The sequence below is a fragment of the Burkholderia sp. BCC1208 genome (assembly GCF_902833095.1).
Taxonomy (GTDB): domain Bacteria; phylum Pseudomonadota; class Gammaproteobacteria; order Burkholderiales; family Burkholderiaceae; genus Burkholderia.
Window position 1 is genome coordinate 331,379 of record NZ_CADFDY010000009.1, and the last position, 26,516, is coordinate 357,894.

Below are 26,516 nucleotides of genomic sequence, written 5' to 3' on the forward strand. Positions count from 1 at the left end.
ACCACCGGCGGGGCGGGGCGTCCGCGGGAATGCGGTTTGAAGGGGACGAAGGGGACTGTCGTTTTTACATGACCGCCGGACCCGCGCCTGCACTCACATGCGCGGTATCGACCGAATATCCGAATGCTCGCCGATGGCCGGGTCGCCGGCCGCCGGATCGCCGTCCGTGTCCGGAATCGGCACACCCGGGTCATACCGCACCACCGTGCCGTGTTCGATCCGGTGCGGGAACGGCGGCGGCTCGTCCACCTCGTCGCCGAAGCGCGCGCGCACGAACGCGCGCAGCAGCGCTTCGCGCGCGGTGTGGCCCCGGGCGCCGCAGGTCGACGGACCGTCGACGAAGGTCGCGTCGCATTCGACGTCGGCGCCATGGCTGGCGATCCGCAGATCGGTCACGCGATCGAGCACCGCGCCCGCATCGGCCCACGAGGCCGAAGGCGCGAACGGCGCATCGAGGTGCCGGAGCGCGTCGCACGCGGCCGTCACGACGACGGTGGGCGCGACGGCCGTGAAGCGCAGCGTGTCTTCGTCATCCGCGCACAACGCGCGTGCGCACCAGTAATCGAGATCCTTTCCGTCGAGTGCGTCGGTTCGCATCTGCTGGCTCCGTCGGATCGAAAAAAGCTTACCGCGCAAGCGCCGTGCCCATCGCGGGCGTGGCGAGCGGCGCCCGCATCCGGGCCACCAGCGGGTAGTGGTCGGACGCGTGCCGCGCCCGCGCGCTGCGGTGCACGACCACGTCGACCAGCAGCTCGCCCGGATGGATCCAGATCCGGTCCAGCGAGAACACCGGCCATACGGTCGGGAACGTGCGCGGCGCAGGCGCGCGCCGGAACCGCGTGACGAGCGCCTGCAGCGCACGGCCGCGCACGAACCATTCGTTGATGTCGCCGAGCAGGATCACCGGCATCGCGCCCGTGTCGAACGCCGCGAGCAGCCGCTGCACCTGGGCGCTGCGCTCGCCGGCCGACAGCCCGAGGTGGGTTGCGACCACGCGGATCGTGCCGGCGCCGCAGTCGATGTCGGCATCGAGCGCGCCGCGCGGCTCGCGCGGGTGGAACGACAGGTCGAGCGTGCGCGCCGCGCGGATCGGGCAGCGCGACAGCACCGCGTTGCCGTAGCGGCGCTCCGGCGTGTCGATCGTCGGCCCGGCCGCCGCGTGCATGCCGGTCGCGTCGCGCAGGTGCGCGAGCACGTCCGGCGCACGCGTGCCGCCGAGCGGCACTTCCTGCAGCGCGATCACGTCCGCGTCGAGTTCGTCGATCACCGCCGCGATCCGGTCGGCCGCGCGCGCCGACCATACGCCGGCCCCGCCGCGGATGTTGTAGGTCGCGATGCGCAGGTCGCGCCCGCCCGGCGCGGCGGCGGGCGCCGCGTCGGCGGTGACGACGTGCGGCGGCGGGGCCGCGTGTGTGCTCAGCGCCATCGTCGCAGCACCCTCACGAGCAGGATCGACACGCCGACGAGCACGAGGCCGATCGCCGCGAGCCACGCGAATGCACCGGGCCCCGGATGGCTGAGCGCGGCGGTCAACTGGTGCGCGAACGTAACGGTCAGCACGATGCCGGGCAGCATCCCGAGCGCGGTGCCGATCAGGAAGTCGCGCAGCCCGATGTGCGACGCGCCGGCGACGAGGTTCACGACGGTGAACGGGGCGATCGGCAGCAGCCGCAGCACGGCCATCGCGACCACGCCGCGTCGGCCGATGTGCTCGCTCAGCCGGTTCGCGCGCGGGCCGGCGAGCCGGCGCACCGCGTCGCGCCCGAGCCAGCGGCCGAGCGCGTAGGTCGCGGCGGCGGCCGCCATCGAGCCGATGCCCGCATATGCGAAGCCCGGCCAGGCGCCGAACACGAGCCCCGTCGCGGCGATCAGCAGCGTGATCGGCACCGCGAAGGTCGCCGCGACCACGTAGGCCGCGAGCAGCAGCGCCGGCGCGGCCGGCAGCCGCGCGATGCCGGCCAGCGCGTGCGACAGCGACGCGACGTTCAGGTGCTCGCCCAGCGGCGTGAAGCGCCACGCGAGCGCCAGCGCGGCGATGGCGAGCACGATCGCCCCGAGCACGAAAAAGCGCGCGGTGAGCGAGCGATGCTGCTCGTGCGGCACGAATTCGCGGACGAACCGGTCCGGCTCGATCGGCTGCTCGGGGTCGAGCCGGGCGCTGACCGGCACGAGCGCCTCGAATTGCGGCGACACGGCCGGGTCGAGCGTGCGCAGCGTGCGGCCCGGCTTCGCGCGCAGCCGGTCGAGGACGACGTTCGGCCGCTCCCCGCACGCGAACGCGTCGGCCACCGCATCGGGCGTCGTGCCGAGATGCTCGGCCAGCAGCCGCTCGCGCATGCGGGCGATCGCGCCGCGAATGCGTGCGTCGCCGGCCGCGACGAGCGCGATGCAGCATTCGGTATCGAGCAGCATCGAGCGGTTGTTCAGGTTCGCGCTGCCGATCACGATGCATTCGTCGTCGACGATCGCGACCTTGCTGTGCACGTTCACGCACGCGTCGCCGAGCCCGTCGACGTGCGGATACAGCAGCCGGTAGCGGTCGAAGCGGTCGGCCGCCGCGAGCGTCGCGTGCAGCCGCGCGCGCAGCACGCCCATCGTCGCTTCCTGCAGCCAGCCGCTCTGCACGCGCGGGGCGACGACCGTCACGTCCGGCCCGTGCGCGTCGGCGAGTCGGGCGGACAACGCTTCGCGCACCACCGCCGCGGTGAAGTACTGGTTTTCGACATAGAGGTGCCGCTGCGCGGCGCGGATCGCGTCCTCGACGAGCGCGCGCACCTGCAGTACCGGCTCGCGGCCGCCGTGGCGCGGCGCCGTATAGGCGATGCCGAGCCGCACGTCGCGCACGTCGACGCGCGCGTCGGGCGGCCACGGATCCTCGTCGTCCGCCCGGTCGAGATGGCGCCGCGCGCGGATCGCGATCGGGCGCCCGCATGCCTGCAGCCAGCGAGCCCGCGCCTGTTCGCCGATCGCGGCGGCGGCGTCGCCGTCGAACATCGCGTGCACGTCGTGGAACGGCCCGTACGGCATGCCGTGCTCGTCGCGGCGGCGCGGGTCGTCGGCCGCATGCGCGGGCGTGTCCCAGCGGGCGCGCGTCAGATCGAGGCCGCCGACGAACGCGAGCCGGTCGTCGATCACGACCAGCTTCTGGTGATGCGACGCGCCGCGCGGGTGCGCATCGTCGAGCCGGAACCGGATGCCGCGATGCGCGCGCCAGCCGGCCCGATACACGGGCGGCCAGTCGCGCTCCAGCGCGTAGATCATCGCGAAGTCCCACGCGAGTACGTAGATGCGCAGGTTGTGGCGGGCGGACGCGAGCGCGTGCAGGAAGGCCGCGAGCGTGTCGGGCAACGTGTCGTCGGCGCCGCCCGGCGCGAGCCGCATCCGGCTGTCGACGTCCCAGCCGACGATGAACACCGTATGGCGCGCGCGCAGCAGCGCGGCGCGCAATGTCGAGAAGTACGCGTCGCCGTCGACCAGCATCGCGAAGCGGTCCGCGCCGCGGATCGTGTCGCAATTGCGCCCGCGTTCGAGCAGGCCGTGCCGCGGCGTCCCGTGCGCCGGCGCGGCGTCGAGCAGGCGGTCGTCGGCGTGGGTCGCGCGATCCGGCACGATCATCGGGCGCCGACGTCCCGGTCGCCGTCGATCCGCTGCAACAGCGCATCGCAGCGCGCGCGCAGCGCCTGCAGTTCCGGCGAATGCGCATCGAGCCGCACGCGTTCGCCGCTGTGCGGATCGCCGCGCGCGACCGCGAGTTCGTAGATCTCCTGCGCGATCGTCGCCGACGCTTGCGCGATCCTGATCCGGTCGAGCCAGTCGCATTCGGCGTGCCGGCACGCGAGCCACGCGCGCAACGCGCCGACCAGCTGGCTGGTCGTGAGCCACGCGCCGCCGCGCATGCGCGCGGCCAGCTGGCTCGTCACGAGGTAGGAGAGCAGGTCGGTCTGGGTCACACGAAACTCCTTGACGAGGTGTCGGGTTGACAGGTCCGTACGCACGCGATGTTTTGCAGCGTCTCGCAAATTGCCGCGAATTCCGGTCCGCTGGTGCGCGAGAACGACACGGAGATGTCGTCGGTGTCCGGATCGTCGTCCGACTGCTGGACGATGAATCGTTTCACGCGCACGCGGCCGGGGCCGAGCGCTTCGTGCAGCGTGCCGAGCGTCAGGCCGCCGCGCTCGGCCACGAGCAGCAGCGTGCGCTGCTGGCGCTGCGCGATGAAGCGGCGCTCGAGCGGCTTCACGCCCGCGAGGATCACGAGCACGATCGCGGTTGCACCGATCGACGCAACCACCATGCCGCCTCCCGCGGCGAGCCCGACGCCGGCCACGGCCCACAGGCTCGCGGCCGTCGTCAGCCCGCGCACCATTTCGCCGCGCAGCAGGATCGAGCCCGCGCCCAGAAAGCCGATGCCGGACACCACCTGCGCGGCGACCCGCGACGGATCGAGCACGACGCCGTTTTGCCCGCGCACGTCCTCGAAGCCGAACGTCGACACCAGCATCACGAGCGCGGAGCCCACGCACACGAGCATGTGCGTGCGCAGCCCTGCGGCCCAGTTCAGGCGCTCGCGTTCGAGCCCGATCACGCTGCCGAGCAGCGCGGCCAGCAGCAGGCGTCCCAGTAGTTCGAGGTGGCCGATCATGATGTGCATCCCTTCCGGCCCTGCACGATGCGGGCCCGGTAACGGTTCGATGCGGAAAAGGGACGCAAGCAGCGTGCCGGCCGGGCACGCCGCGTGCGCACGAGGCCGACGGCGTGCGCGGCGCCCAGGCGGCGCGCATTTTTTGCATCGCCATCGCAGATAAGACAGGAGGCCACCGTGGCACATCAAGAGGACGCACAGGTTCGGGACCCGTATCGCGGTCACGAAATCCTCGTATGGGCGCGACCCAACGAGCGAGGCGCATGGCGCGACGAGGTCCAGGTGTACGTCGCCGGCGAGCGCATCGAACTGCTTGTACCGGAGGCCGCCGGCCCCGAATGGCTGACCGAGGTCGAGGCGCTGCGCGCGGGCGTCGAGCGCGGCCGCTATCTGATCGACAAGCGCGTGGACGACGACTGACCGGTATGGCGCTTGCAACGCCGTGTGCCGCGACGGCACTCCGCCGCACCCCCGTGAACCCATGCCGGCCCGCGCCGGGAGGAACCGATGAGCGATCCGCGTACTCTGCATATCTACCGCTACGACCCCGACCGCGACGCGCGGCCGTACCTGCAGCGCTACGAGATCGACGTGGACCCGGCCGACCGCATGCTGCTCGACGTGCTCGGCCGCGTGAAGCGCGACGACGAGACGCTCGCGTACCGGCGCTCGTGCCGCGAGGGGATCTGCGGCTCGGACGCGATGAACATCAACGGCAAGAACGGCCTCGCGTGCCTGACCAACATGCAGACGCTGCCGCGCGAGATCGTGCTGCGGCCGTTGCCGGGGCTGCCGGTGGTGCGCGACCTGATCGTCGACATGACCGACTTCTTCAATCAGTACCACTCGATCCGGCCATACCTGATCAACGACACGACGCCGCCCGCACGCGAGCGGCTGCAGTCGCCGGAAGAGCGCGACCAGCTCGACGGGTTGTACGAATGCATCCTGTGCGCATGCTGTTCGACGTCGTGTCCGAGCTACTGGTGGAACCCGGACAAGTTCGTGGGGCCGGCCGGGCTGCTGCAGGCGTACCGCTTCATCGCCGATTCACGCGATCTGGCGACCGCCGAGCGGCTCGACGATCTCGAGGATCCGTACCGGCTGTTCCGTTGCCGGACGATCATGAACTGCACGGACGTGTGCCCGAAGGGGCTGAACCCGACGAAGGCGATTTCGGAGATCCGGACGATGCTGGTCAGGCGGACGGTGTAGCGGTTACGGCCGCGCGGCCACCTCGTCGAGGTGCCACAGCAGGTCCGCCGGATCGTCGTACACGCGCAACGCGCCCGCGCGTTCCAGTTCGTCGCTGCCGTAGCCGCCCGAGAGCAGGCCGACGCCGAGCGCGCGGCAGCGGGCGGCGGCGAGCATGTCCCAGATGCTGTCGCCGACCACCACCGTATGCTCGATCGGCACGTTCAGCTTCGCGGCGGCGGTCAGGAACAGGTCCGGGTCCGGCTTCGCGTACTTCACCTGATCGCGCGTGACGACCACGTTCTTCGCCGGATCGACGCCGAGCGCCTCGAGATTGATCGCCGCGGTTTCCATCCGCCCGCTGGTCGCGATCGCCCAGCGAATGCCCGCGTTCGACAGCGCGGCCAGCAGTTCGCGCGCGCCCGGCAGCGGCCGGACCTGCGCGCGCAGCCGCTGGTACGCGGCCGCATGCAGCCGGGCGAGCCGCTCGACGCGCTCGGCGTCGATGTCGCCGGCCGTCTCGCGCAGCAGCTGATTCAGGAACAGGCCGCCGCTCATCCCGATCTTGCGGTGGATGCGCCACACCGACAGTTCGATGCCTTCGGCATCGAGCGCTTCCTTCCACGCGAGCACGTGCTGATAGACGCTGTCGACGAGCGTGCCGTCGAGGTCGAACAGAAATGACGTTTCAATGCGCATGTGAATCTCCTGGCCCGATGGCGTTCGGGCAAATCAAATCGTCGGCAAAACCCGATTCGTCACATTATCGGCGCGCGGCCGTGTCACCGCCATGTCCCGCGTCGCACGCACCGCGCCCGGCGGCAGCGTGCCGAACGGCGCTGGTACAATCGCGCCGATGCGCCGGGCGGGCCGCCCGCGCGCGCCCAACCTTCGCCGAATTCCCGTATGGCAACCCCCGACGCCGTCAGTTCCGAACAATCGTGGTGGGGCGTGCTGGCCCTGGCACTCGCCGCCTTCATCTTCAATACCACCGAATTCGTGCCCGTCGCGCTGTTGAGCGCGATCGGCGACAGTCTGCAGATGCAGCCGACCGCGGTCGGCCTGATGCTGACGATCTACGCGTGGGCCGTTGCCGTCGTATCGCTGCCGCTGACGTTCGTCACGCGTCACGTCGAGCGCCGCAAGCTATTGAGCGTGGCGCTGCTGGTGTTCGTCGGCAGCCATGTCGTGACCGGCGTCGCGTGGAATTTCACGGTGCTGATGATCGGCCGGCTCGGCATCGCGTGCGCGCATGCGGTGTTCTGGTCGATTTCGGTCCCGCTCGCCGTGCGGCTCGCACCGAGCGACCGCAAGAGCCGTGCGCTCAGCCTGCTCGCGATGGGCTCGGCGATCGCGATGGTGGCCGGGATTCCGCTCGGCCGCGTGATCGGCGAGGCGTTCGGCTGGCGCGTCACGTTCCTGATCATCGCGGGCGCGGCGGGCGTCGCGTTGCTGTTGCTGCGCGCCACGTTGCCGTTGCTGCCGAGCCAGGGCGCCGGGTCGCTGAGCAGCATCGGCGTGTTCCTGCGCAAGCCGGCGCTGGTCGCGCTGTACGCGATCACCGTGCTCGTCGTGTCCGCGCATTTCACGTCGTACACGTACATCGAACCGTTCGTGCAGAGCGTCAACCATGCGAGCAGCAGCCGGATCACGTACGTGCTGATCCTGTTCGGCGTCGCCGGCCTGCCGGCCGCGATCTGCTTCAATCGGATCTATCCGCACCGGCCCGACGATTTCCTGCTGGCGTCGATCGTCGCGCTGTCGGGCTGCCTGCTGATCCTGTTCCCGAGCGCGCTGAACATCGTCACGCTGTCCGTGCACACACTGGTGTGGGGCGGCGCGATCGTCTGTTTCGGGCTGGCGATGCAGGCATGGGTGCTGAAGCTGGCGCCCGAGGCGACCGACCTGGCCGTATCGATCTACTCCGGGCTGTACAACGTCGGCATCGGCGCCGGCGCATTGCTCGGCAACCATATCGCGGGCGACTTCGGGCTGCCGTGGATCGGCACCTTCGGCGGCGTGGTCGGCGCGTTCGCGGCCGGGATCGCGTGGCTCGCGTTGCGGCTGCATGCGCGGCGGGGAGTGGCTTAAGGCCTCTTCCCGCTGATTGCGGGCTTGCGCTGGCCATCAGGGCCCGCTGCTGCATCCCGAATCGTCAATGCGACCCGTCGTGCCGGATCCCCGCCGCATCGAGCTGACGAAGTTTCGTGTACAGCGTCGTGCGTGAAATGCCGAGTTGCCGCGCGGCCGCCGACACATTGCCGTCGTGCTCGTCGAGCGCCCGGCGGATCGCATCGAGCGACTGTTCGTGCAGGCTCGCCTGCGGACCGGCGGCTGGCGCCATGTTGCATACGTCGGCGGCTTGTTCGAGCACATCGGCCTGACGCGCGGCCGTCGCCCGGTCGAGCGGCGCACGTACGGTGCGCACCCATACGTGGCTACCATCGTCGCGCGCGATCCGCTGCGGCGTGCGCGCCGGTGTCAGCAAACGGCGCTGCTGCGCGGGCGTCGCGCCGGGAAACAGTTGGCGGAGATCGCATGGCCCGAGCGGCCCTTCCGGCGCGAGATCGAGTATCCGGCGCGCCAGCCGGCTCACCGCGCGCACGCGGCCCGCTTCGTCGAGCGCAATGACGCCCGCGAGCGGCGTGCCGAGCCAGCGTGCGTCATGCTGCACCTGCAGCAGATGGCAGTCGCGCAGCATCGCATAGAGCCGCTGCTCGGCGGACAGCGACGCGTGCCGGAATTGCTCGCGCAGCTGCGCGACGTTGCGCCGGCCGATGCCGGTGATATCCAGTGCACCGATCACTTCGCCGTCGAAGCCGACCAGCGGCACCGCGAGACAGAACACCCGCGAAAACTCGTCGAGATAGTGCTGCGCGCCCGCGACGACGGTTTCGGCGCCGTCGTGAATCACGCAGCTCGGGGCGGTCGTTCCGATGTTCGGTTCGACGATCCGGCGTCCGGCGACGATCGGCGTGAGCAGCGCGTCGTCGCATTGCGGGCTGCGCCGCGCATGGACGATCGTGCCGTGCGGATTGACGCACATGATCGTCCATTCGCTGCCGCCGAATGCGGCCCACAGCGGCTCGATTTCCTGCGCGACGCAGCGGGTCAGCCGCCGGTCCGCGCGCGATTCGTCGAGTTCGCGCTGCATTTCATAGCGGGCGGTTTGCCAGGGCCGGAGCCCGGCGTCGCGCGAACGCAGCCACGAGCGCGCGACGCTGGCCGGCAACGCCGTGTCCGGCAGCGGCTCGCCCGCGGCGAAGCGGGCGCGGAGCCGGTCGAGGTCGACCGGCCGTGAAACGGATTCGGGGGCTGGGTTCACGCTGCGCTCCAGTTGGGTCGAGGTCCGGGCCGGGTGTGCCGGCCGGGCGTGTCGCGCGAATGCGTAATATAGCCCGGTGCCTGAAGCGGGGTATTTTTCCGGGAAGGGCGCCGCCGCGTGCGGCCGATCTGCATCGGCGGCCGGCGGCGCCCGTTGCGTTCAATGCGGCAAACGCAGGATCGGCTTGAGCGTGCTCCCGTCGCTGCTGTCCGCCGCCGCCTGGTTGATCTGGTCGAGCGGATAGAACTTCACCAGCCGGTCGAACGGAAACCGCCCTTGCAGGTGCAGTTGCACGAGCTGCGGGATGAACGTCTGCGGCACGCTGTCGCCTTCGACGATGCCGCGGATCGTGTGGCCGCCGAGCAGCAGGCTGTTCACGTCGAATTCGGCCTTCGTGCCGAGCTTCGGCGCGCCCACCACGCCCATCGTGCCGCGCGAGCCGAGCGCTTCGATTCCTTGCGACAGCACGGCCGGCAGCCCGGTCGATTCGAGCGCGAAATCGGCGCCGCCGCCGGTGATCTCGCGGATCGCGTCGACGACGTCGACTTCCCGGCTGTTGATCGCGTGTGTCGCGCCGAGCTCGAGCGCCAGCGCGAGCCGCGACGGCACGATGTCGACGGCGATGATCGTCGTCGCGCCCGCGATGCGCGCGGCCATCACGGCGCTCATGCCGACCGCGCCCGCGCCGAAGCTCGCGAAGCTGCTGCCCGGGCGCACCGCGAGCGAATGGATCACCGCGCCCGCGCCGGTCTGGATCCCGCAGCCGAGCGGGCCGAGCAGTTCGAGCGGCGCTTCCTTCGGCACCTTGATCGCGTTGTTCTCGCGCGCGAGCGCGTAGCTCGCGAACGACGACTGCGCGAAGAAATGATCGTGCAGCGGTTGCCCGGCTTCGTCCCGGATCGCGGTCTGCCCGTCGGCATCGGCGCCGCCGAAATTCAGCGCGAAGAACTGCCGGCAATACGCGCCGTGACCGCCGACGCACGACGCGCAGTGGCCGCACGCGCCGTAGGTCAGCACGACGTGATCGCCCGCGGCGAGCGTCTTCACGTTCGGGCCGACCGCCTCGACCACGCCGGCGCCTTCGTGACCGAGCACGGCCGGCAGCGGTACCGGATAGTACTGGTCGCGCACGATCAGGTCGGTGTGGCACAAGCCGGTCGCGACGACGCGCACCAGCACCTCGTCGCCGCGCGGCGCGCGGATCCGGGCCGCCTCGATCGAGAAGGGCGCGCCGGCGGTGCGCGCGACGGCCGCGGTGACGGCGCGTGTATCGTGTTCGGTGTACATGGTCGGTCTCCTCGTCAAATCGGATAGAGCGGCGCTTCGCCCTTGATCGTCAGCCACTGCCACTGCGTGAATTCTTCCCAGTTTGCCGCACCGCCGATGCTCGAGCCATTGCCCGACGCGCCGACGCCGCCGAACGGGTTGATCGCCTCGTCGTTGACGGTCTGGTCGTTGATGTGCAGCAGCCCGGTGTTCAAGCGCTCGCCGATCCGCAGTGCGCGGCCGACGTCGGCCGACAGGATCGCCATCGACAGCCCGTATTCGGTCCGGTTCGCGAGCGCGATCGCGTCTTCGTCGGTATCGAACGGCACGACGACTGCCACCGGCCCGAAGATTTCCTCGTCGAAGGCCGGATTGCCCGGCGCGACGCCGCTCAGTACCGTCGGCTCGAAGAACAGGCCGCGATGGCCGCCGCCCGTCTCGACGCGTGCGCCCGCGCGGCGCGCCGCGTCGACCAGGTTCGCGGCATGGTCGCGTTGCGCGGCGTTGATCAGCGGGCCGAGGCCCACGTCGCCGGCGGCGGGGTCGCCGACGCGCAGGCTTTGGGCCTTCTCGACGAGCTTCGCGACGAAGCGATCGTGAATCGCGCGCTGCACGAGCACGCGGCCGGTCGCCATGCAGATCTGGCCTTGGTGCAGGTACGCGCCCCATGCGGTGTTGGCGATCGCGCGGTCGAGATCGGCATCGTCGAGCACGATCAGCGAGTTCTTGCCGCCGAGTTCGAGCGACACCTTCTTCAGGTGGCGGCCCGCCGCTTCGCCGACCTTGCGCCCGGCCGCGGTGGAGCCGGTGAACTGGATCATCGCGACGTGCGGATCGGCGACCAGCGTCGCGCCGGCCGCGCCGTCGCCGGGCAGCACGTGCAGCACGCCTTCGGGCAAGCCGGCGAGCTCGAACACGCGCGCGATCGCGACGCCGCCGCACACGGCGGTGCGCGGATCGGGCTTCAGCACGACCGCGTTGCCGAGCGCGAGCGCGGGTGCCACCGCGCGCATCGCGAGGTACAGCGGGAAGTTGAACGGCGAAATCACGCCGACCACACCGCGCGGGCGGCGGCGCGCGAGCGACAGCCGGCCGGCTGCGGACGGGAGCACTTCGCCGGCTGCGCGTGATGGCAGGCTGGCTGCTTCGTGGAGCGCCTTGATCGTGACCGAGGTTTCGAACGCCGCCTTCGCGCGCGTCGAGCCGCTTTCGCGCACGAGCCAGTCGACGATCGCGTCGAAGTGCGTTTGCGCGACCGCTGCGGCGCGGCGCAGGACCGCTGCGCGCTCGTCGTAGGGGAGGGCGAACCATGCGGGCTGGGTGCGGTGTGCGGTGGCTGATGCTTCGGCGACGGCCGCGCCGTCGGCGAGGCCGACGCGGCCGAGCGTGTTGCCAGTCGCCGGTTCGATCACGTCGGCCGCGTGCGGGCTCGCGTGCCAGCTTCCGTTGAAGATCTTGCCGCGCCAGACGTCGGTGTCGAACAGTGCGGGGTTGCTGCTGCTATCCATGTGCGCTCCTGGGGAATTCGGATCGGCCGGGTCGGGGGTGTTGGTTGGCTTGGGCGTCGACCGGCATGCGCGGGAGGGTAGGCGGGGGTGGAGAAGCGGGGCTATCCGGGTTTCTTCCCACGCGCGAGGGGCGCGTGGATTGGGAGGTGTTTGCGATTCTGTGTGCGGAAACTGAACAGTTGCTGTGGGAGGCTTTGCCGCATGCCGTCGGATGACACGCAGATATCGTTGTGCGGTACCGCCTATGCTGCGTCCGAAGGCTCGGCGCGCTGATGCGCCGAGACGGACGTTCGCTCTTCATGCTTCTCGGGAGCGGCAGTTACCGAACTGAAGCGGACGCCGAAAGCCTCGCCATATCGACGACAGCTATCAAAGGTACAACCGCCATCCGTCCTGAGAGGCGGCTGACACCTTCGCGACCTGAGGCAGCCACTCGGCATCCAAAATATCAAGAGAAAGTCGGCGGTCGCACTGTCGCGTTGTCCATCAGGTGAGTACGCAGATGATAGCTACGCCATAAGCTCTTGCGCTCGCGCAACAAGCAGTTCTACACGAGCATTGATAAACTCATCGTAGCTCTTATTCTCCGTATCAGCGGGACAGTACGCGCTCGCAAGATACTCCGACTTTTTCTCCGGATCGAGCCGTGCCAAATACTCCGACGGGGCTTTCGCACGAATTGTATTGTTGTCGGCGCGCGTAAGGAAGCAAATGTTGGCCAAAACATTTATGCTTCGCTCGTCAGCACCCAATGTCTGCAAATATTTTTGCGGGAAAATATGGTGGAATTCGTGTTTGCTGGCTTTTTTTAAGACCTTATCTGGATCAACTTTAGCACCACTCAGAAACGAATACGCATTATCAGAACTCAACAGCAGAATTAAAACGCGCGAGTTTGCGTTGGCCGTCGAAAAAGTATCCTTGGCAAAATCTATTTTAAGCTCAGTTCGCGGCAATTTGAATCTGTGATCCTCGTCATCCGCAAGTTTTTTCATTTCCACAATATCCAGCGCCTGGCGTTCATTGACGTCAGCAGAAAAGCGCCGACTGAAAAGAGATCGCCAAAACCATCGAAGTAGCATATGCTTCTGCTTTTCCGTATAATTAAGACCTTCAACCTTTTCGGTCGCAAAGAAAACGCTTAACGGAACTAAGATGCCGGGAAACGGGAGCATCTTATAATGCTTCACGTTTGCCTCTCTACTCAAAAAATCCAGCGCGCCCAAAATCCCTCGCTCGATGATCGGAAACTTTGCTCGGATCTCTTCGCCGTTCAGTTCCAGAATTCGCTTTGGAGTGGTCTCTCCGCTGATGACTCCGGCACAGATTCTGAGCTGTAGATCACGGTCATCGCCGAGGTCATCAAATCCGTGGTCCGCAATAGCATCTTGAAGAGTGGAGAATTTTTCTACAAGATCGAATTCTTCAGACCAACTCCATGCAGAAAGTAGTTCGAAAACGTTAAGATCAGTTCCCGCGCGATTGATTCGTTCGAAAACGATCGCAACCTTGTTTCGATCGTCTGATTCGAATACTTCGTTTGGAACCAAATACTCTTTAAATCGCGCCTGCAAATCATCCAGACGTTCAAGCTTTTCATCTGAAAACGTACTTGTAGCCTTCCGGTATGCTACGGTGTCAAACAATGTCTTGACAGGAAAATGTCGATTGGCATCGACCTCTGCCGTTTCAAGCGCAACGAACAGTGATTCTTGCACTGTCTCTTGTGCAAGCATATCGAAATAAACGTCAACCCATTCGTCACTTTCTGGCTCTAAATCAGTCTGGAAAACGCTAAAAAGACTCGTTAATCGTTGCTGGCCATCAAGAACGTAGTTGACCGGATAATCTTTCTGCGGCTCGGGTAACGTGAAGTAACCCATGCGTTTTTCGGCCTTCAGGCGCGTATCTGTTTTCCACAAAATAATGGTGCCAATTGGAAATCCCTTATAAATGCTATCCAACAAGAAAGCAACTTGATCCGGCTCCCACACAAAATTTCTTTGGAATGCAGGTATGCGAATATCGCCAGACGAAATTCGATCTATCAGCTTTCTAATTGTGAGTGCATCACTCATAAGGTTCACCTTTCCCGAAAATTCGACGAATTATGCGTTATGTCCGGCGTCCGCGGCCCAGCGCGACAAGCTGGGGCACTGAATTCGCTACATCATAAACGCTTGTAAGCTTTTCCGTAAATCTTTCCGCTTCCACTTCCGTTTCCGCTTCCGCTTCCGGTTCGGCGGCGGCAATTCTTGCGTCGTTGGCAACAACCCTACAGGAAGGACCGGTTATCAATGATGGTCCAGGACCGACCTACATGGTCAGCTTGCGAAAGTCCGCTGTGTAGGCCAAGGCGACATTTGACCGTCCGCGTGAGAGCAGACGGCCGTAGATGGCGGATAGCTGCCGTCGACATTCTGATGAACAATCAAGATCGGCGACGGAGACCAATACCTGCCTTTCCACTTCCTTTCCGTCGTTCTCGGAAACCGAAGAAACCGAACGCCGGCGCGTCCCGCGCCACCGCTTTCTCCTCAGGAAAACCCTGACCGACTCCGGCCAGCCGCCGATTTCAGCCAATTTTCCCGCTGCAGAAAGCAACCGCGTCGCACCCCAGCCCACGCAATATCCCGCACCCGCCCGACCACGCTCCAGCAACCCTCCCAGCCCGCATATCTAGCTAAATCAGGTATGGTGCGACGCAATATTCCCCATCATGATCCAGATTTCCATACCCACCAGGTATCAAAAATCCCGACCAAAAGTATTGGACGCTCCATTTCCCCGCCGCGTATAAATCCCTCCCATGAACTCCCCCCACGCAGCGCACCCCATGTCCTCCGCCACCATCGAACGCATCGAAACCCGCCTCGTCGACCTGCCGACGATCCGCCCGCACAAGCTGTCGGTGGCCACCATGCACGGCCAGACGCTGATGCTCGTGAAGGTGTTCTGCAGCGACGGCGTGGCCGGTATCGGCGAAGGGACGACGATCGCCGGGATGGCCTACGGCCCGGAAAGCCCGGAAGCGATGAAGCTCGCGATCGACGCGTACCTCGCACCCGCGATCGTCGGCAAGGATGCGACGCGCGTCCAGACGCTCATGGCGTTCGTCGGCAAGCTCGCGAAGGTCAACCACTTCGCGAAGAGCGCGCTCGAAACCGCGCTGCTCGACGCGCACGGCAAGCGGCTCGGTGTGCCCGTCAGTGAACTGCTCGGCGGGCGCCGCCGGGATCGCCTGCCGGTTGCATGGACGCTCGCGTCGGGCGATACGTCCAGCGACATCGCGGAAGCCGAGCGGATGCTCGACCTGCGCCGCCACAACGTATTCAAGCTGAAGATCGGCGCGAAGGCGCCGAAAACGGATATCCGCCACGTGGCCGAGATCAAGAAGGCGCTCGGCGATCGCGCGTCGGTGCGCGTCGACGTGAACATGGCGTGGAGCGAAACGCAGGCCGCCCGCGCGATTCCGGCGCTGGCCGATGCGGGCTGCGAGCTGGTCGAGCAGCCGGTGGCTTCCGCCGCGGCGCTGGCGCGCCTGATGCGCCGCTTCCCCGTCGCGCTGATGGCCGATGAAATCCTGCAGGGCCCCGACAGCGCATTCGACATCGCGAAGCATCACGGCGCGGACGTGTTCGCGATCAAGATCGAACAGAGCGGCGGACTCTTCGCCGCGCAGCGCGTGGCCGCGATCGCGGACGCGGCCGGCATCGAACTGTACGGCGGCACGATGCTCGAAGGTGCGTTCAGCACGGTGGCGTCCGCGCACCTGTTCGCGAGTGTCGCGAACCTGCAGTGGGGCACCGAGCTGTTCGGGCCACTGCTGATCACCGAGGAAATCCTGACGCAGCCGCTGGATTACAGCGACTTCGAACTGACCGTGCCGGACGGCCCCGGTCTCGGCATCGCGCTCGACGAGGACAAGGTCAGGCGCTTCACCCGCGACGGGCTGACGAAAGTCGTGCGGTAATCGAGTCAGGCAAAGACCGTCATTCCCCCAAATACACGTGGAGACAGCATCATGAGCGTCAAAGTTTTCGATACCAAGGAAGTGCAGGACCTGCTGAAGGCCGCGTCGAACGCGGGCGCGAACGGCACGAAGGGCGACGCACGTACGCAGCAGATCGTGCTGCGCCTGCTCGGCGACCTGTTCAAGGCGATCGACGATCTCGACATCACGCCCGACGAAGTGTGGGCCGGCGTGAACTACCTGAACAAGCTTGGTCAGGATGGCGAAGCGGCGCTGCTCGCCGCCGGCCTCGGTCTCGAGAAATATCTCGACATCCGGATGGACGCCGAGGACGAAGCGATCGGCCTGAACGGCGGCACGCCGCGCACGATCGAAGGGCCGCTGTACGTGGCCGGCGCACCGGTGCGCGAAGGCGTCGCGAAGATCGACCTCGACGCGGACGACGGCGCGGGCCCGCTCGTGATCCACGGCACGGTCACGGGCCTCGACGGCAAGCCGGTGGCCGGCGCGCTGGTCGAGTGCTGGCACGCGAACTCGCACGGTTTCTACTCGCACTTCGACCCGACCGGCGCGCAGAGCGATTTCAATCTGCGCGGCGCGGTGAGGACGGGCGCGGACGGCAAATACGAATTCCGCACGCTGATGCCGGTCGGCTACGGCTGCCCGCCGCAGGGCGCGACGCAGCAACTGCTGAACCGCCTCGGCCGTCACGGCAACCGTCCCGCGCACGTGCACTTCTTCGTCGACGGTCCCGATCACCGCAAGCTGACGACGCAGTTCAACATCGACGGCGATCCGCTGATCTGGGACGACTTCGCGTATGCGACGCGCGAGGAGCTGATTCCACCCGTGGTCGCCAGGACCGGTGGCACGGCGCTCGGCATGAAGGCCGACGCGTACCAGGACATCGAGTTCAACGTCGTGCTGACGCCGCTGGTGCAAGGCCAGGACAACCAGATCGTCGAACGCCCGCGGGCTACCGCCGCGGCATAACCGCCGGCGGCACGGCGACGCGCCTGCGCCGCCGCTGCCGGCCGGTCCCCCGAGATTCAACCGATACCGATGCGAGCGTGCTTGCAGGACGCGGCACGCGCATGGGAGGAGCCATCATGTCCGCCACGATCGACCACACCGACACACTGGATCACCTGCTCGACACCGCCGTGCAGGATGACAAGGAGGCCGGCATCTTCCGCTGCCGCCGCGACATCTTCACGAACGCGGAACTGTACGAGCTCGAGATGAAGCACATCTTCGAGGGCAACTGGGTGTACCTGGCGCACGAAAGCCAGATTCCGGACAACAACGATTACTACACGACGTGGATCGGCCGCCAGCCGATCGTCATCACGCGCGACAAGACCGGCGAGCTGCATGCGGTCATCAACGCATGTGCGCACAAGGGCGCGATGCTGTGCCGCCGCAAGCACGGCAACAAGGGCAGCTTCACGTGCCCGTTCCACGGCTGGACCTTCTCGAACACCGGCAAGCTGCTGAAGGTGAAGGACGAGAAGACGACCGAGTACCCGGTGCAGTTCAACACGCACGGCTCGCACGACCTGAAGCAGGTCGCGCGCTTCGCGAACTATCGCGGCTTCCTGTTCGGTAGCCTCAACGCCGACGTGCTGCCGCTCGAGGACTACCTCGGCGAAGCGCGCGTGATCATCGACCAGATCGTCGACCAGGCGCCGAACGGGCTCGAAGTGCTGCGCGGCAACTCGTCCTACATCTACGAAGGCAACTGGAAGATGCAGATGGAGAATGGCTGCGACGGCTATCACGTCAGCACGGTGCACTGGAACTATGCGGCGACGATGGGCCGCCGCAAGGAAGACGGCACCAAGGCGGTCGACGCGAACAGCTGGAGCAAGTCGGTCGCGGGCGTGTACGGCTTCGATCACGGCCACATCCTGCTGTGGACCCGCACGATGAATCCGGAAGTGCGGCCCGTGTACCAGCACCGCGACGAAATCCGTGCGCGCGTCGGCGACGTGCAGGCCGACTTCATCGTGAACCAGACGCGCAATCTGTGCGTGTACCCGAACGTGTTCCTGATGGACCAGTTCAGCACGCAGATTCGCGTGGTGCGGCCGCTCGGCGTCGACAGGACCGAGGTCACGATCTTCTGTTTCGCGCCGAAGGGCGAGAGTGAAGCGGATCGCACGACACGGATTCGCCAGTACGAGGATTTCTTCAACGTGACCGGCATGGGCACGGCCGACGATCTCGAGGAGTTCCGCGCGTGCCAGGCCGGCTATGCGGGCATCACGGCGATGTGGAACGACCTGTCGCGCGGCGCGCCGCTGTGGATCGACGGGCCGGACGAGAACGCGAGAAAGATGGGGCTGAATCCGCGTATTTCGGGTGAGCGCAGCGAGGACGAAGGGCTGTTCGTGTGCCAGCACGAACACTGGGTGCACGTGATGCGCGATGCGCTGAAGAAGGAACGCGGGGAGGTGGCGGCATGAGCTTCGATTACCGGACGATTTGCGCGACGCTGTATCGCGAAGCGCGCCTGCTCGACGATCGCGAGTGGGACGAATGGCTGACCTGCTACACCGAGGACGTCACGTACTGGATGCCCGCGTGGGACGACGACGACCGTCCGACCGACGACCCGGCCAGCCAGATCTCGCTGATGTACTACGCGGATCGCGGCGGCCTCGAGGATCGCGTGTTCCGGATCAAGACCGAGCGCAGCGGCGCGTCGACGCCCGAGCCGCGCACCTGCCACAACGTGACGAACGTCGAGGTGCTGGCCGAACGCGACGGCGAGGTGGACGTGCGCTACAACTTTCACACGCTGAACCACCGTTACCGCGTGACCGATCACTTCTTCGGCACGATGTTCGTCACGTTGCGCAAGGTGAACGACGCGCTGCTGATCTCGCACAAGAAGATCGTGCTGAAGAACGATTACATCCGGCAGGTGCTCGACGTGTATCACGTCTGACGCCGATTGTTTCGACAGGAAGGAAAGGGAGGCGACGCCATGTCCACCTACAACATTGCACTGAATTTCGATGACGGGGTGACCCGCTTCATCGATTGCAAGGCCGGCGAGAAGGTGCTCGACGCGGCCTTTCGCGCGAAGATCAACCTTCCGATGGATTGTTCCGACGGCGTGTGCGGCACCTGCAAGTGCCGCGCCGAAAGCGGCCGCTACGACCTCGGCGACGATTACATCGGCGACGCGCTCACCGAGGACGAAAAGGCGGGCGGCCTCGTACTGACGTGCCAGATGGTGCCGCAAAGCGATTGCGTGATCGCGGTGCCGACGTCGTCGGTCGCCTGCAAGACCGGGCAGAGCAGCTTTGCCGCGACGGTCACGAAGGTCCAGCAGCACAACGATGCGGCCGTCGTGCTCGAACTCGACGTCGGCGCGGGTGCGCCGGTGTTCCTGCCGGGCCAGTACGTGAACATCGACGTGCCGGGCAGCGGTCAGCACCGCTCGTATTCGTTCTCGTCCGCGCCGGGCGACGCGAAGGTCGGCTTCCTGATCAAGAAGATTCCCGGCGGCGTGATGAGCACGTGGCTCGAATCGGCGCGGCCGGGCGACACGCTCGACCTGCACGGGCCGCTCGGCAGCTTCTACCTGCGCGACGTCGCGCGGCCGCTGCTGTTCCTCGCTGGCGGCACGGGTCTCGCGCCGTTCCTGTCGATGCTCGACGTGCTCGCGCGCAGCGGGTCGCGGCAGAAGGTGCACCTGGTATACGGCGTCACGCGCGATCTCGATCTCGTGCTGGTCGACGCGATCGAAGCGCTTGCGGCGAAACTGCCGAACTTCAGCTTCGCGACGGTCGTCGCGGACGCCGCGTCGAGCCATCCGCGCAAGGGCTGGGTCACGCAGCACATCCCGGCCGACGCGCTGAACGATGGCGACGTCGACGTGTATCTGTGCGGGCCGCCGCCGATGGTCGATGCGGTGCGCCAGTACTTCGACGACGCAGGCGTGAAGCCGAACAGCTTCCACTACGAGAAGTTCACCCCCAACGTCACGGCAAAGGCGGCATGACCATGCAACGATTCTCCGGCAAGGTCGTCGTCGTCACCGGCGCGGCGCAGGGCATCGGCCGCGGTGTCGCGCTGCGCGCGGCGGCCGAGGGCGGCAAGGTGCTGTTCGTCGATCGCGCGGAGTTCGTGGCCGAGGTGGCCGCGCAAGCGCCGGGCGGCGACACGGCGGGCTTCGTCGCTGATCTCGAGACGTACGACGGCGCGCATGCGGCGATCGCGTGCGCGGTGCAGGCCTTCGGCGGCATCGACATCCTGATCAACGGCGTCGGCGGCGCGATCCGCATGCGGCCGTTCGCCGAGTTCGAGCCGGCGCAGATCGACGCGGAAATCCGCCGCTCGCTGATGCCGACGCTCTATACGTGTCATGCCGTGCTGCCGCACCTGATCGCACGCGGCGGCGGCACGATCGTCAACATCTCGTCGAACGCGACGCGCGGCATTCGCCGCGTGCCGTACTCCGCGGCGAAGGGCGGCGTGAACGCGTTGACGTCGGCGCTCGCGATGGAATACGCGGAACACAACATCCGCGTCGTCGCCACCGCGCCGGGGGGCACCAGCGCGCCGCCGCGCCGCGTGCCGCGCAATGCGGCCGGCGATACCGAGCAGGAGCAGGCGTGGATGGGCGAGGCCGTGCGGCAGGTGACCGAATCGACGTACTTCAAGCGCTACGGCAGCCTCGACGAACAGATCGCGCCGATCCTGTTCCTCGCGTCGGACGAGGCGAGCTATATCACCGGTACGGTGCTGCCGGTCGCGGGTGGGGATACGGGTTGACGGGCGCGCCTGCCGATTTGCTTGCTGCACAGGTGCACGCGCCGCGGCCGGGCGCACGGCGACCATCACATAACCGGCCGGCGCGGCAAGCGCGGCCACGGAGACACTCATGAGCAAACGCGAAGCGATCATCCCGGCCGGCATGGAAGTCGTGTACGAAAAAATCGGCTATGCGCCGGCGATCAAGGTCGGCGATACCGTTTACGTGTCCGGCCAGATCGGCCGCGACGCGGCGATGCAGCTGGTCGAGGACCGCGAAGCCCAGATCGTGCAGGCGTTCGAGAACCTCAGGCGCGTGCTGGAGGCCGGCGGCGCGTCGCTCGACGACGTGGTCGACCTCACGACCTTCCATACCGACATGCGCGACCTGCCGTTGTTCATGCAGGTGCGCGACCGCTATTTCCATGCGCATCCGCGGCCGGCGTGGACCGCGATCGGCGCGCACATGCTCGGCGGCTCGCCCGGCTATATCGTGGAGATCAAGGCGGTGGCGGTGCTGCGGGCCTAGTCGCGGCGGCACGACGCCCGCGCCGGGGTAAAACCGGGTCGGCGGCCAGCCCGTATGCATGTATCCGATGAAGGCCGCGTACAACGGCTCGGGGTCGATCAGGGACGCGGCGAACTATTCGTGCAAGTGACGGCCGGGGCGCGCTGCGGCGTGTCGCGATGGCCGGTGCACGTCGATGACGGGCGGCCTCGGCACGGGCCGCTCGCGCCGCATCAAGCGAGCCGGAATTTCTTGCGCAGGCTCGAATCGACGGGCCCGGCCGGCATGAAGCGCCGCAGCTTGCTCAGGAGCGAGGCTTCGCCCCGCGGCGTGCGCCGCATGCGCCACGCGCCGAGCGCGGCTTCGACGATGGTATCGGCCACGCCGCCGGGGGGCGGGGCAGCTTTGACGCTGTCGACGACGGCGCGTGCGGCGAGCGCGCGTTCGCGGCCGTAATCGTCGATTCGTGCGCCGGTCTGCGGCGCATTGACGTCGAGGTTGGTCCGCGTAAACGACGGTTCGACCAGCGTCGCACGAATGCCGAACTGGCGCACCTCGTGATCCAGCGTTTCGGTCAATCCCTCGAGCGCATGCTTGGACGCCGCATAGAGGCCCATGTACGGCGCCGGCAGGAATCCGAGCACCGAGCTGACGTTGACGATGCGTCCGCCGCGTCGTGCGCGCATGTGCGGCAGCACCGCTTGCGCCGTGCGCAGGATGCTGAACACGTTGGTGTCGAACAAAGCGGCCGCTTCGATCACCGACGTTTCCTCCACCGCGCCGATCAGGCTCGTTCCCGCATTGTTGACGAGCACGTCGATCCGTGCGGCGCGATCGATGATCGTTTGGATTCCGGATCGAACGGACGCATCGTCACGCACGTCCATCTCGATCAACTCGACGCCGGCGACGGGTGCGGTGCCGGCAATGCTGCGTACGGTGCCGAACACCCGGCACCCGCGCCGGGCAAACTGCTCCGCGCTCGCGCACCCGATACCCGACGACACGCCGGTCACGACGACGACGGTGGAATTCGACATGGCTGCTTCCTTCGATACGGTGAATGGGGGAGTGTCAATCGCGGGCATCGAGCGCGGGCTGAAGCGCGCGCTCGCCCGGCGATGCCGGTTCATGCCGGCCGTGATGCGAGCCGGCGGCATGGCCCGGCCTGATCCTGAACCAGATCGCGTACATGGCCGGCAGGAACACCAGCGTCAGCACCGTGCCGGCGAACGTGCCGCCGATCAGCGTGTACGCGAGCGTTCCCCAGAACACCGAATGGGTCAGCGGAATGAACGCGAGCACCGCCGCCATGGCCGTCAGGATCACCGGGCGCGCACGCTGCACGGTCGCTTCGACGACCGCATGGAACGGATCCAGTCCCGCCTGTTCGTTCTGGTGAATCTGCCCGATCAGGATCAGCGTGTTGCGCATCAGGATGCCGGACAGTGCAACGAGCCCGACCAACGCGTTGATGCCGAACGGTTGCCGGAACAGAATCAGTGTCGGCACCACGCCGATCAATCCCAACGGGCTCGTCAGAAACACCATCACCATCGCGGAAATCGAGCGCACCTGGAAGATGATGATGATCAGCGTCACCGCCAGCATGATCGGGAACAGCGGCGCCATGGCCGTCGTCGCCTTGGCCGATTCCTCGATCGAGCCCGCCTGTTCGATGCGGTAGCCGCCCGGCAGCGTGTCCATGATCGGCTGAAGCTGCCTGGTGATGGCCGTCGAGACGTCCGGCGGCTGCAAGCCGTCGGCGATGTCGCCCTGTACCGTGATCGTCGGCACGCGGTCGCGCCAGCGCATGATCGGCTCCTCCATCCGCACGTCGACCTTGCCGACCTGCGATAGCGGAACCCGCTGCCCGTTCGCGCCGGCCAGCGTGAAGTCGCCGAGCCGCGCCGGATCGAGCCGCGCATCGCCGCCCGAACGCGCGATCACCTGCACGGTGCGGATATCCTCGCGCACCTCGGTCACGGGTACGCCGGTGAGCAGGAACTGCAGTTGCTGTGCGACGGCGCTCGAGGTCAGCCCCACCGCCTGCAGTCGGTCCTGCTGCAACGTGAAGTGCAGCGTCGGCGCGCGCGTGCCCCAGTCGGCGTTGACCGTGCGCATCATCGGGCTGCGGTTCATCACGCGTTCGATGGCGGCCGCGATGCCGCGCAGCTTGTCCGGATCGGGGCCCGTGATCCGATAGGCCACCGGGAACGGCGAGTACGGGCCGAACACGAGTTGCGTCACGCGCACGCGCGCTTCGGGCGCCAGGCCGTCCGCGATCGCGCGCCGCAGTCGTGCCTTCAGCGCATCGCGTGCGTCCTGGCTGTCCGTGCGAATCACGATCTTCGCGAACGACGGATCGGGCAGCTCGGGCCCCATCGCCAGATAGAAACGCGGCGCGCCTTGCCCGACGTACGCGGTGACGATCTCGGCCTCCTTCTGTTTGGCGAGCCACGCTTCCACCTTTTTCGTCGCGGCGCTCGTTTGCGAGATGGAGGTGCCATACGGCATCTGCACCTCGACGAGCACTTCGGGGCGATCGGAGATCGGAAAGAACTGTTTCTTGACGATCGCCATGCCGAGAATGGCGAGCACGAACAGGCCGACGACCGACCCGGCAACCAGCCATTTACGTGCGATCACGCGCGTCAGCAACCGACGGAAGCGGTTGTAGCGGGGCGTGTCGTAGATCGCGTCGTGCCCGCCTTCGACCTTCCTGAAGTCGGGCAGCATCTTCACGCCGAGATAGGGCGTGAAGACCACCGCGACGACCCACGATGCGATCAGCGCGATCCCGACGATCCAGAACATGTTGCTGGTGTATTCGCCGGCACTGGATCGCGCGAAACCGTTGGGCATGAAACCGACCGCGGTCACCAGCGTGCCGGCCAGCATCGGCGCGGCCGTATGGCTCCACGCATAGGCCGACGCCGCCACGCGGCCGTAGCCTTCCTCCATCTTCACGACCATCATTTCGATCGCGATGATCGCGTCGTCGACCAGCAGCCCGAGCGCGAGGATCAGCGAGCCGAGCGTGATGCGGTCGAAGTTCTTGCCCGTGGCGGCCATGACCACGAACACGATGGCCAGCGTCAGCGGCACGGCCGCGGCGACGACGAGGCCGACGCGCCAGCCCATGCTGACGAAGCTCACCAGCATCACCACCAGCAGCGCGGCGAAGAACTTGATCATGAATTCGTCGACCGCGGAGCTGATGTTGACCGCCTGATCGGTGACCTTGGTCAGACTCATGCCGAGCGGCAGCTCGCGATTGATCGCGCCGACTTCGCCGTCCAGTGCCCGACCGAGGTCGAGCCCGTTCCAGCCGTCGCGCATCACGACGCCGAGCAGCAGCGCCGGTTCGCCGTTGTTGCGGATCATGAAGGTCGCCGGATCTTCATAGCCGCGCTCGACGGTGGCGATGTCGGACAGCTTCAGCGTGCGGCCCTGCACGACGATCGGCGTGTCGCGAATCGTCTGCAGCTTGTCGAACGCGCCGTCCAGGCGGATGAAGATCTCCGGCCCGCGGGTCTCGACGGAGCCGGCCGGCGTCAGCGCGTTCTGGCCGTTGAGTGCCGCGAATACTTCCTGCGGGCTCACGCCGAGCGTCGCGAGCCGGTCGTGCGACAGCTGCACGTAGATGCGCTCGGCCTGCTCGCCGATGATGTTGATCTTCTTCACGCCCGCCACGTGCAGCAGCCGCTGGCGCAGCGTTTCGGCATCGCGCACCAGCAGCCGCTGCGGTTCGCCCTTGGCCTTCAACGCGAAGAGCGCGAAGGTGACGTCCGCGTATTCGTCGTTGACCATCGGCCCGATCACGCCCGACGGAAGATTGTTCGCCTCGTCGCCGATCTTTTTCCGTGCCTGATAGAACTGCTCCTGCACTTCCGACGGCGGGGTGCCGTCGAGCAGCGTCAACGTCGTGAACGCGAGGCCGGGCCGCGTATAGGTTTCGCTCCGGTCGTACCAGCGCAGCTCCTGCAGGCGCTTTTCGATCTTTTCGGCGACCTGGTCGTGCACTTCCTGCGCGGTGGCGCCCGGCCATGCGGTGACGATGGTCATCACCTTGACCGTGAATGCCGGGTCTTCCGCGCGGCCCAGCTTGAAGAACGACACGAGCCCGGCCAGCGAGATCAGGCAGATCAGGAACAGCGTGATCGCGCGCTCGCGCACGGCGAGCGCCGACAGATTGAATCGGCCTTCGCTCACGATCGTGCTCCTTCGCTCGCGATCTTGGCGGCCTGCGCCGATACACGGACCGGCTGGCCGTCGTGCAGCAATTGCGCGCCCAGCGCGACGACGCGCTCGCCCGGCTTCAGTGTGCCGGACACGCGCGCGCTGTCGTCGTCGAGATGCTCGACCTTGACGGGCCGCCACGCCACCTTGGCCGGTTCGCCGGCGACGACCCAGACACCGGGCCCGTTGCCCGCGTCCAGCAGCGCGCCGATCGGCACCTGCATGCCGCCTTGCGGCGCCGCGTGCGCGTCGTCCAGTATGCGGATCGTGACGGTCGCGCCCAGCGGGGCATCGGCCAGCGCGCCCTGCAGCACGTAGCGCGCTTCGAAGGTCCGCGTCCTGGCGTCGGCGGTGTCGGAAAGCTGGCGCAGCGTCGCGGGGACGCTGACGTCCGGCTTGCCGAACAGCCCGGCCTGCGCGACCGAGCCGAGCGTCGGGCGCAGGGTTTCGGGCAACGCGATCACGGCCTCGCGGCTGCCGGCGTGCGCGAGCCGCACCACGGGCTGGCCCGCGCTGACGACCTGACCGGGCTCCGCGAGCGTTTCCATCACCACGCCGTCGCCGTCCGCGACGAGTTGCGCATAGCCGGTCGCATTGCGCGCGACGTCGGCGTCGGCTTCGGCGGCGCTGAGCTGGGCTTTCGCGGCATCGGCGGCCGCCTTGACCTGGTCGTAGGCGGATGCCGATATCGCGCCGCTGCCGCGCAGGTCGCGGTAGCGGGCTTCGTCCTCGGCGGTCTGTCGCGCCCGGGCCCGTGCGGCGGCGACTGCCTCGTCGCGCGCGCGCGCCGCGAGCTTCAGGTCGATCGGGTCGAGCCGCATCAGCGGTTGGCCGCGCCGGACCGTTTGCCCGGTATCGACGAGCCGCTCCAGCACCTTGCCGGATACCCGGAACCCGAGATCGCTCTGCACGCGCGCGGCGACGGTTCCGGTGAACGAGCGCGACGCGGGAGCGGCCGTCTGCACGAGGGCGGTACGCACGAGCGGCGCCTCCGTGCGCGGATCCGAAGGCGTTTTTCCGCTGCAGGCGGCTAACGCGAGGGGCAGTGCGCAAGTGACTGCGAAGAAAGCGAGGCGATGCCGAACCATGAA

23 protein-coding genes are annotated in these 26,516 nt (G+C 67.1%); 10 read left to right on the top strand and 13 right to left on the bottom strand.

The features are described 5' to 3' along the window. Positions 1–93: 93 nt before the first annotated feature. Genes HWX09_RS22930 through HWX09_RS22950 form a run of 5 tightly spaced genes read right to left on the bottom strand, consistent with a single transcriptional unit; the run spans position 94 to position 4,642 of the window. Positions 94–597, bottom strand: a complete 504-nt coding sequence (locus HWX09_RS22930) for a phage protein NinX family protein (RefSeq protein ID WP_027785984.1) — start codon at positions 595–597, stop codon at positions 94–96. A gap of 28 nt (positions 598–625) precedes the next feature. Then, the gene (locus HWX09_RS22935) at positions 626–1,426 is read right to left on the bottom strand and encodes an endonuclease/exonuclease/phosphatase family protein (RefSeq protein ID WP_027785983.1); all 801 of its coding nucleotides are present in this window, start codon (positions 1,424–1,426) and stop codon (positions 626–628) included. Beyond that, positions 1,417–3,615, bottom strand: coding sequence for a VTT domain-containing protein (locus HWX09_RS22940; RefSeq protein WP_027785982.1), 2,199 nt, complete (start codon positions 3,613–3,615; stop codon positions 1,417–1,419). Before HWX09_RS22940 ends, HWX09_RS22935 begins: the two co-directional genes overlap by 10 nt. Beyond that, on the bottom strand, positions 3,612–3,950 hold the full coding sequence (locus HWX09_RS22945) for a hypothetical protein (protein ID WP_027785981.1): 339 nt from the start codon (positions 3,948–3,950) through the stop codon (positions 3,612–3,614). Before HWX09_RS22945 ends, HWX09_RS22940 begins: the two co-directional genes overlap by 4 nt. Then, positions 3,947–4,642 (bottom strand): MgtC/SapB family protein, encoded by a 696-nt coding sequence (locus HWX09_RS22950; protein WP_027785980.1) that lies wholly within the window; start codon positions 4,640–4,642, stop codon positions 3,947–3,949. The genes HWX09_RS22945 and HWX09_RS22950 overlap by 4 nt, the downstream gene beginning before the upstream one ends. A gap of 177 nt (positions 4,643–4,819) precedes the next feature. Here HWX09_RS22950 and HWX09_RS22955 point away from each other — a divergent pair, with 177 nt between their 5' ends. After that, on the top strand, positions 4,820–5,062 hold the full coding sequence (locus HWX09_RS22955) for a DUF6566 family protein (protein ID WP_027785979.1): 243 nt from the start codon (positions 4,820–4,822) through the stop codon (positions 5,060–5,062). 87 nt (positions 5,063–5,149) lie between these two features. Beyond that, a complete protein-coding gene (locus tag HWX09_RS22960) occupies positions 5,150–5,857 on the top strand; it encodes a succinate dehydrogenase/fumarate reductase iron-sulfur subunit (RefSeq protein ID WP_027785978.1) in 708 nt (235 codons plus the stop codon). A 3-nt stretch (positions 5,858–5,860) separates the two neighbouring features. On the opposite strand, the gene HWX09_RS22965 is transcribed toward HWX09_RS22960, so the two are convergent. Next, positions 5,861–6,535 (bottom strand): HAD family hydrolase, encoded by a 675-nt coding sequence (locus HWX09_RS22965; protein ID WP_027785977.1) that lies wholly within the window; start codon positions 6,533–6,535, stop codon positions 5,861–5,863. Between the two features lie 207 nt (positions 6,536–6,742). Between HWX09_RS22965 and HWX09_RS22970 the strand changes: the two genes are divergently transcribed. Beyond that, positions 6,743–7,927: a sugar transporter gene (locus HWX09_RS22970; protein ID WP_027785976.1), complete on the top strand. Its 1,185-nt coding sequence runs from the start codon at positions 6,743–6,745 to the stop codon at positions 7,925–7,927. A gap of 64 nt (positions 7,928–7,991) precedes the next feature. On the opposite strand, the gene HWX09_RS22975 is transcribed toward HWX09_RS22970, so the two are convergent. The 4 genes from HWX09_RS22975 to HWX09_RS22990 all read right to left on the bottom strand — a co-directional run bounded on the left by HWX09_RS22975 (position 7,992) and on the right by HWX09_RS22990 (position 14,013). Next, on the bottom strand, positions 7,992–9,161 hold the full coding sequence (locus HWX09_RS22975; RefSeq protein WP_230469153.1) for a helix-turn-helix domain-containing protein: 1,170 nt from the start codon (positions 9,159–9,161) through the stop codon (positions 7,992–7,994). 159 nt (positions 9,162–9,320) lie between these two features. Further along, a complete protein-coding gene (locus tag HWX09_RS22980) occupies positions 9,321–10,448 on the bottom strand; it encodes an NAD(P)-dependent alcohol dehydrogenase (protein WP_027785974.1) in 1,128 nt (375 codons plus the stop codon). A gap of 14 nt (positions 10,449–10,462) precedes the next feature. Continuing rightward, on the bottom strand, positions 10,463–11,935 hold the full coding sequence (locus tag HWX09_RS22985; RefSeq protein ID WP_027785973.1) for a benzaldehyde dehydrogenase: 1,473 nt from the start codon (positions 11,933–11,935) through the stop codon (positions 10,463–10,465). A 509-nt stretch (positions 11,936–12,444) separates the two neighbouring features. Then, positions 12,445–14,013 carry a DUF262 domain-containing protein gene (locus tag HWX09_RS22990; protein WP_080681401.1) on the bottom strand — a complete coding sequence of 523 codons (1,569 nt, stop codon included), beginning with the start codon at positions 14,011–14,013 and terminating at the stop codon, positions 12,445–12,447. 758 nt (positions 14,014–14,771) lie between these two features. Here HWX09_RS22990 and HWX09_RS22995 point away from each other — a divergent pair. The 7 genes from HWX09_RS22995 (at position 14,772) to HWX09_RS23025 (ending at position 21,204) form a co-directional block, all read left to right on the top strand. Beyond that, positions 14,772–15,908, top strand: a complete 1,137-nt coding sequence (locus tag HWX09_RS22995; protein ID WP_027785972.1) for a muconate/chloromuconate family cycloisomerase — start codon at positions 14,772–14,774, stop codon at positions 15,906–15,908. Positions 15,909–15,959: 51 nt separating this feature from the next. After that, the gene (catA, locus tag HWX09_RS23000; RefSeq protein WP_027785971.1) at positions 15,960–16,901 is read left to right on the top strand and encodes a catechol 1,2-dioxygenase; all 942 of its coding nucleotides are present in this window, start codon (positions 15,960–15,962) and stop codon (positions 16,899–16,901) included. 116 nt (positions 16,902–17,017) lie between these two features. Next, positions 17,018–18,376: a Rieske 2Fe-2S domain-containing protein gene (locus tag HWX09_RS23005; protein WP_027785970.1), complete on the top strand. Its 1,359-nt coding sequence runs from the start codon at positions 17,018–17,020 to the stop codon at positions 18,374–18,376. Next, entirely contained in the window at positions 18,373–18,861 is a 489-nt protein-coding gene (gene benB / locus HWX09_RS23010; protein ID WP_027785969.1) for a benzoate 1,2-dioxygenase small subunit, read from the top strand. Before HWX09_RS23005 ends, benB begins: the two co-directional genes overlap by 4 nt. Before the next feature lie 39 nt (positions 18,862–18,900). After that, complete coding sequence (gene benC, locus HWX09_RS23015) at positions 18,901–19,923, top strand: benzoate 1,2-dioxygenase electron transfer component BenC (RefSeq protein ID WP_027785968.1); 1,023 nt, start codon at positions 18,901–18,903, stop codon at positions 19,921–19,923. After that, a complete protein-coding gene (locus tag HWX09_RS23020) occupies positions 19,920–20,696 on the top strand; it encodes a 1,6-dihydroxycyclohexa-2,4-diene-1-carboxylate dehydrogenase (protein WP_027785967.1) in 777 nt (258 codons plus the stop codon). Before benC ends, HWX09_RS23020 begins: the two co-directional genes overlap by 4 nt. A 109-nt stretch (positions 20,697–20,805) precedes the next feature. Then, complete coding sequence (locus tag HWX09_RS23025) at positions 20,806–21,204, top strand: RidA family protein (RefSeq protein ID WP_027785966.1); 399 nt, start codon at positions 20,806–20,808, stop codon at positions 21,202–21,204. 212 nt (positions 21,205–21,416) lie between these two features. Here the strand turns inward: HWX09_RS23025 and HWX09_RS23030 are convergent, their stop codons facing one another. The 3 genes from HWX09_RS23030 to HWX09_RS23040 are packed head-to-tail and all read right to left on the bottom strand — an operon-like array spanning position 21,417 to position 26,513. After that, complete coding sequence (locus HWX09_RS23030) at positions 21,417–22,223, bottom strand: oxidoreductase (RefSeq protein ID WP_027785965.1); 807 nt, start codon at positions 22,221–22,223, stop codon at positions 21,417–21,419. Between the two features lie 34 nt (positions 22,224–22,257). After that, entirely contained in the window at positions 22,258–25,398 is a 3,141-nt protein-coding gene (locus tag HWX09_RS23035) for an efflux RND transporter permease subunit (RefSeq protein WP_027785964.1), read from the bottom strand. Continuing rightward, positions 25,395–26,513 (bottom strand): efflux RND transporter periplasmic adaptor subunit, encoded by a 1,119-nt coding sequence (locus HWX09_RS23040; protein ID WP_027785963.1) that lies wholly within the window; start codon positions 26,511–26,513, stop codon positions 25,395–25,397. Before HWX09_RS23040 ends, HWX09_RS23035 begins: the two co-directional genes overlap by 4 nt. Positions 26,514–26,516 lie beyond the last annotated feature (3 nt).

Bases quoted from the DNA above. Each gene is read 5' to 3' on its own strand.
- HWX09_RS22960 (WP_027785978.1), top strand. From the start codon at position 5,150: ATGAGCGATCCGCGTACTCTGCATATCTACCGCTACGACCCCGACCGC.
- HWX09_RS23005 (WP_027785970.1), top strand. From the start codon at position 17,018: ATGTCCGCCACGATCGACCACACCGACACACTGGATCACCTGCTCGAC.
- HWX09_RS22985 (WP_027785973.1), bottom strand. From the start codon at position 11,935: ATGGATAGCAGCAGCAACCCCGCACTGTTCGACACCGACGTCTGGCGC.
- HWX09_RS22940 (WP_027785982.1), bottom strand. From the start codon at position 3,615: ATGATCGTGCCGGATCGCGCGACCCACGCCGACGACCGCCTGCTCGAC.
- HWX09_RS23025 (WP_027785966.1), top strand. From the start codon at position 20,806: ATGAGCAAACGCGAAGCGATCATCCCGGCCGGCATGGAAGTCGTGTAC.
- HWX09_RS22965 (WP_027785977.1), bottom strand. From the start codon at position 6,535: ATGCGCATTGAAACGTCATTTCTGTTCGACCTCGACGGCACGCTCGTC.
- catA (WP_027785971.1), top strand. From the start codon at position 15,960: ATGAGCGTCAAAGTTTTCGATACCAAGGAAGTGCAGGACCTGCTGAAG.
- HWX09_RS22935 (WP_027785983.1), bottom strand. From the start codon at position 1,426: ATGGCGCTGAGCACACACGCGGCCCCGCCGCCGCACGTCGTCACCGCC.
- HWX09_RS22995 (WP_027785972.1), top strand. From the start codon at position 14,772: ATGTCCTCCGCCACCATCGAACGCATCGAAACCCGCCTCGTCGACCTG.
- HWX09_RS22990 (WP_080681401.1), bottom strand. From the start codon at position 14,013: ATGAGTGATGCACTCACAATTAGAAAGCTGATAGATCGAATTTCGTCT.
- benB (WP_027785969.1), top strand. From the start codon at position 18,373: ATGAGCTTCGATTACCGGACGATTTGCGCGACGCTGTATCGCGAAGCG.
- HWX09_RS22980 (WP_027785974.1), bottom strand. From the start codon at position 10,448: ATGTACACCGAACACGATACACGCGCCGTCACCGCGGCCGTCGCGCGC.
- HWX09_RS23020 (WP_027785967.1), top strand. From the start codon at position 19,920: ATGACCATGCAACGATTCTCCGGCAAGGTCGTCGTCGTCACCGGCGCG.
- HWX09_RS23040 (WP_027785963.1), bottom strand. From the start codon at position 26,513: ATGGTTCGGCATCGCCTCGCTTTCTTCGCAGTCACTTGCGCACTGCCC.
- HWX09_RS23030 (WP_027785965.1), bottom strand. From the start codon at position 22,223: ATGTCGAATTCCACCGTCGTCGTCGTGACCGGCGTGTCGTCGGGTATC.
- HWX09_RS22950 (WP_027785980.1), bottom strand. From the start codon at position 4,642: ATGATCGGCCACCTCGAACTACTGGGACGCCTGCTGCTGGCCGCGCTG.
- benC (WP_027785968.1), top strand. From the start codon at position 18,901: ATGTCCACCTACAACATTGCACTGAATTTCGATGACGGGGTGACCCGC.
- HWX09_RS22930 (WP_027785984.1), bottom strand. From the start codon at position 597: ATGCGAACCGACGCACTCGACGGAAAGGATCTCGATTACTGGTGCGCA.
- HWX09_RS22970 (WP_027785976.1), top strand. From the start codon at position 6,743: ATGGCAACCCCCGACGCCGTCAGTTCCGAACAATCGTGGTGGGGCGTG.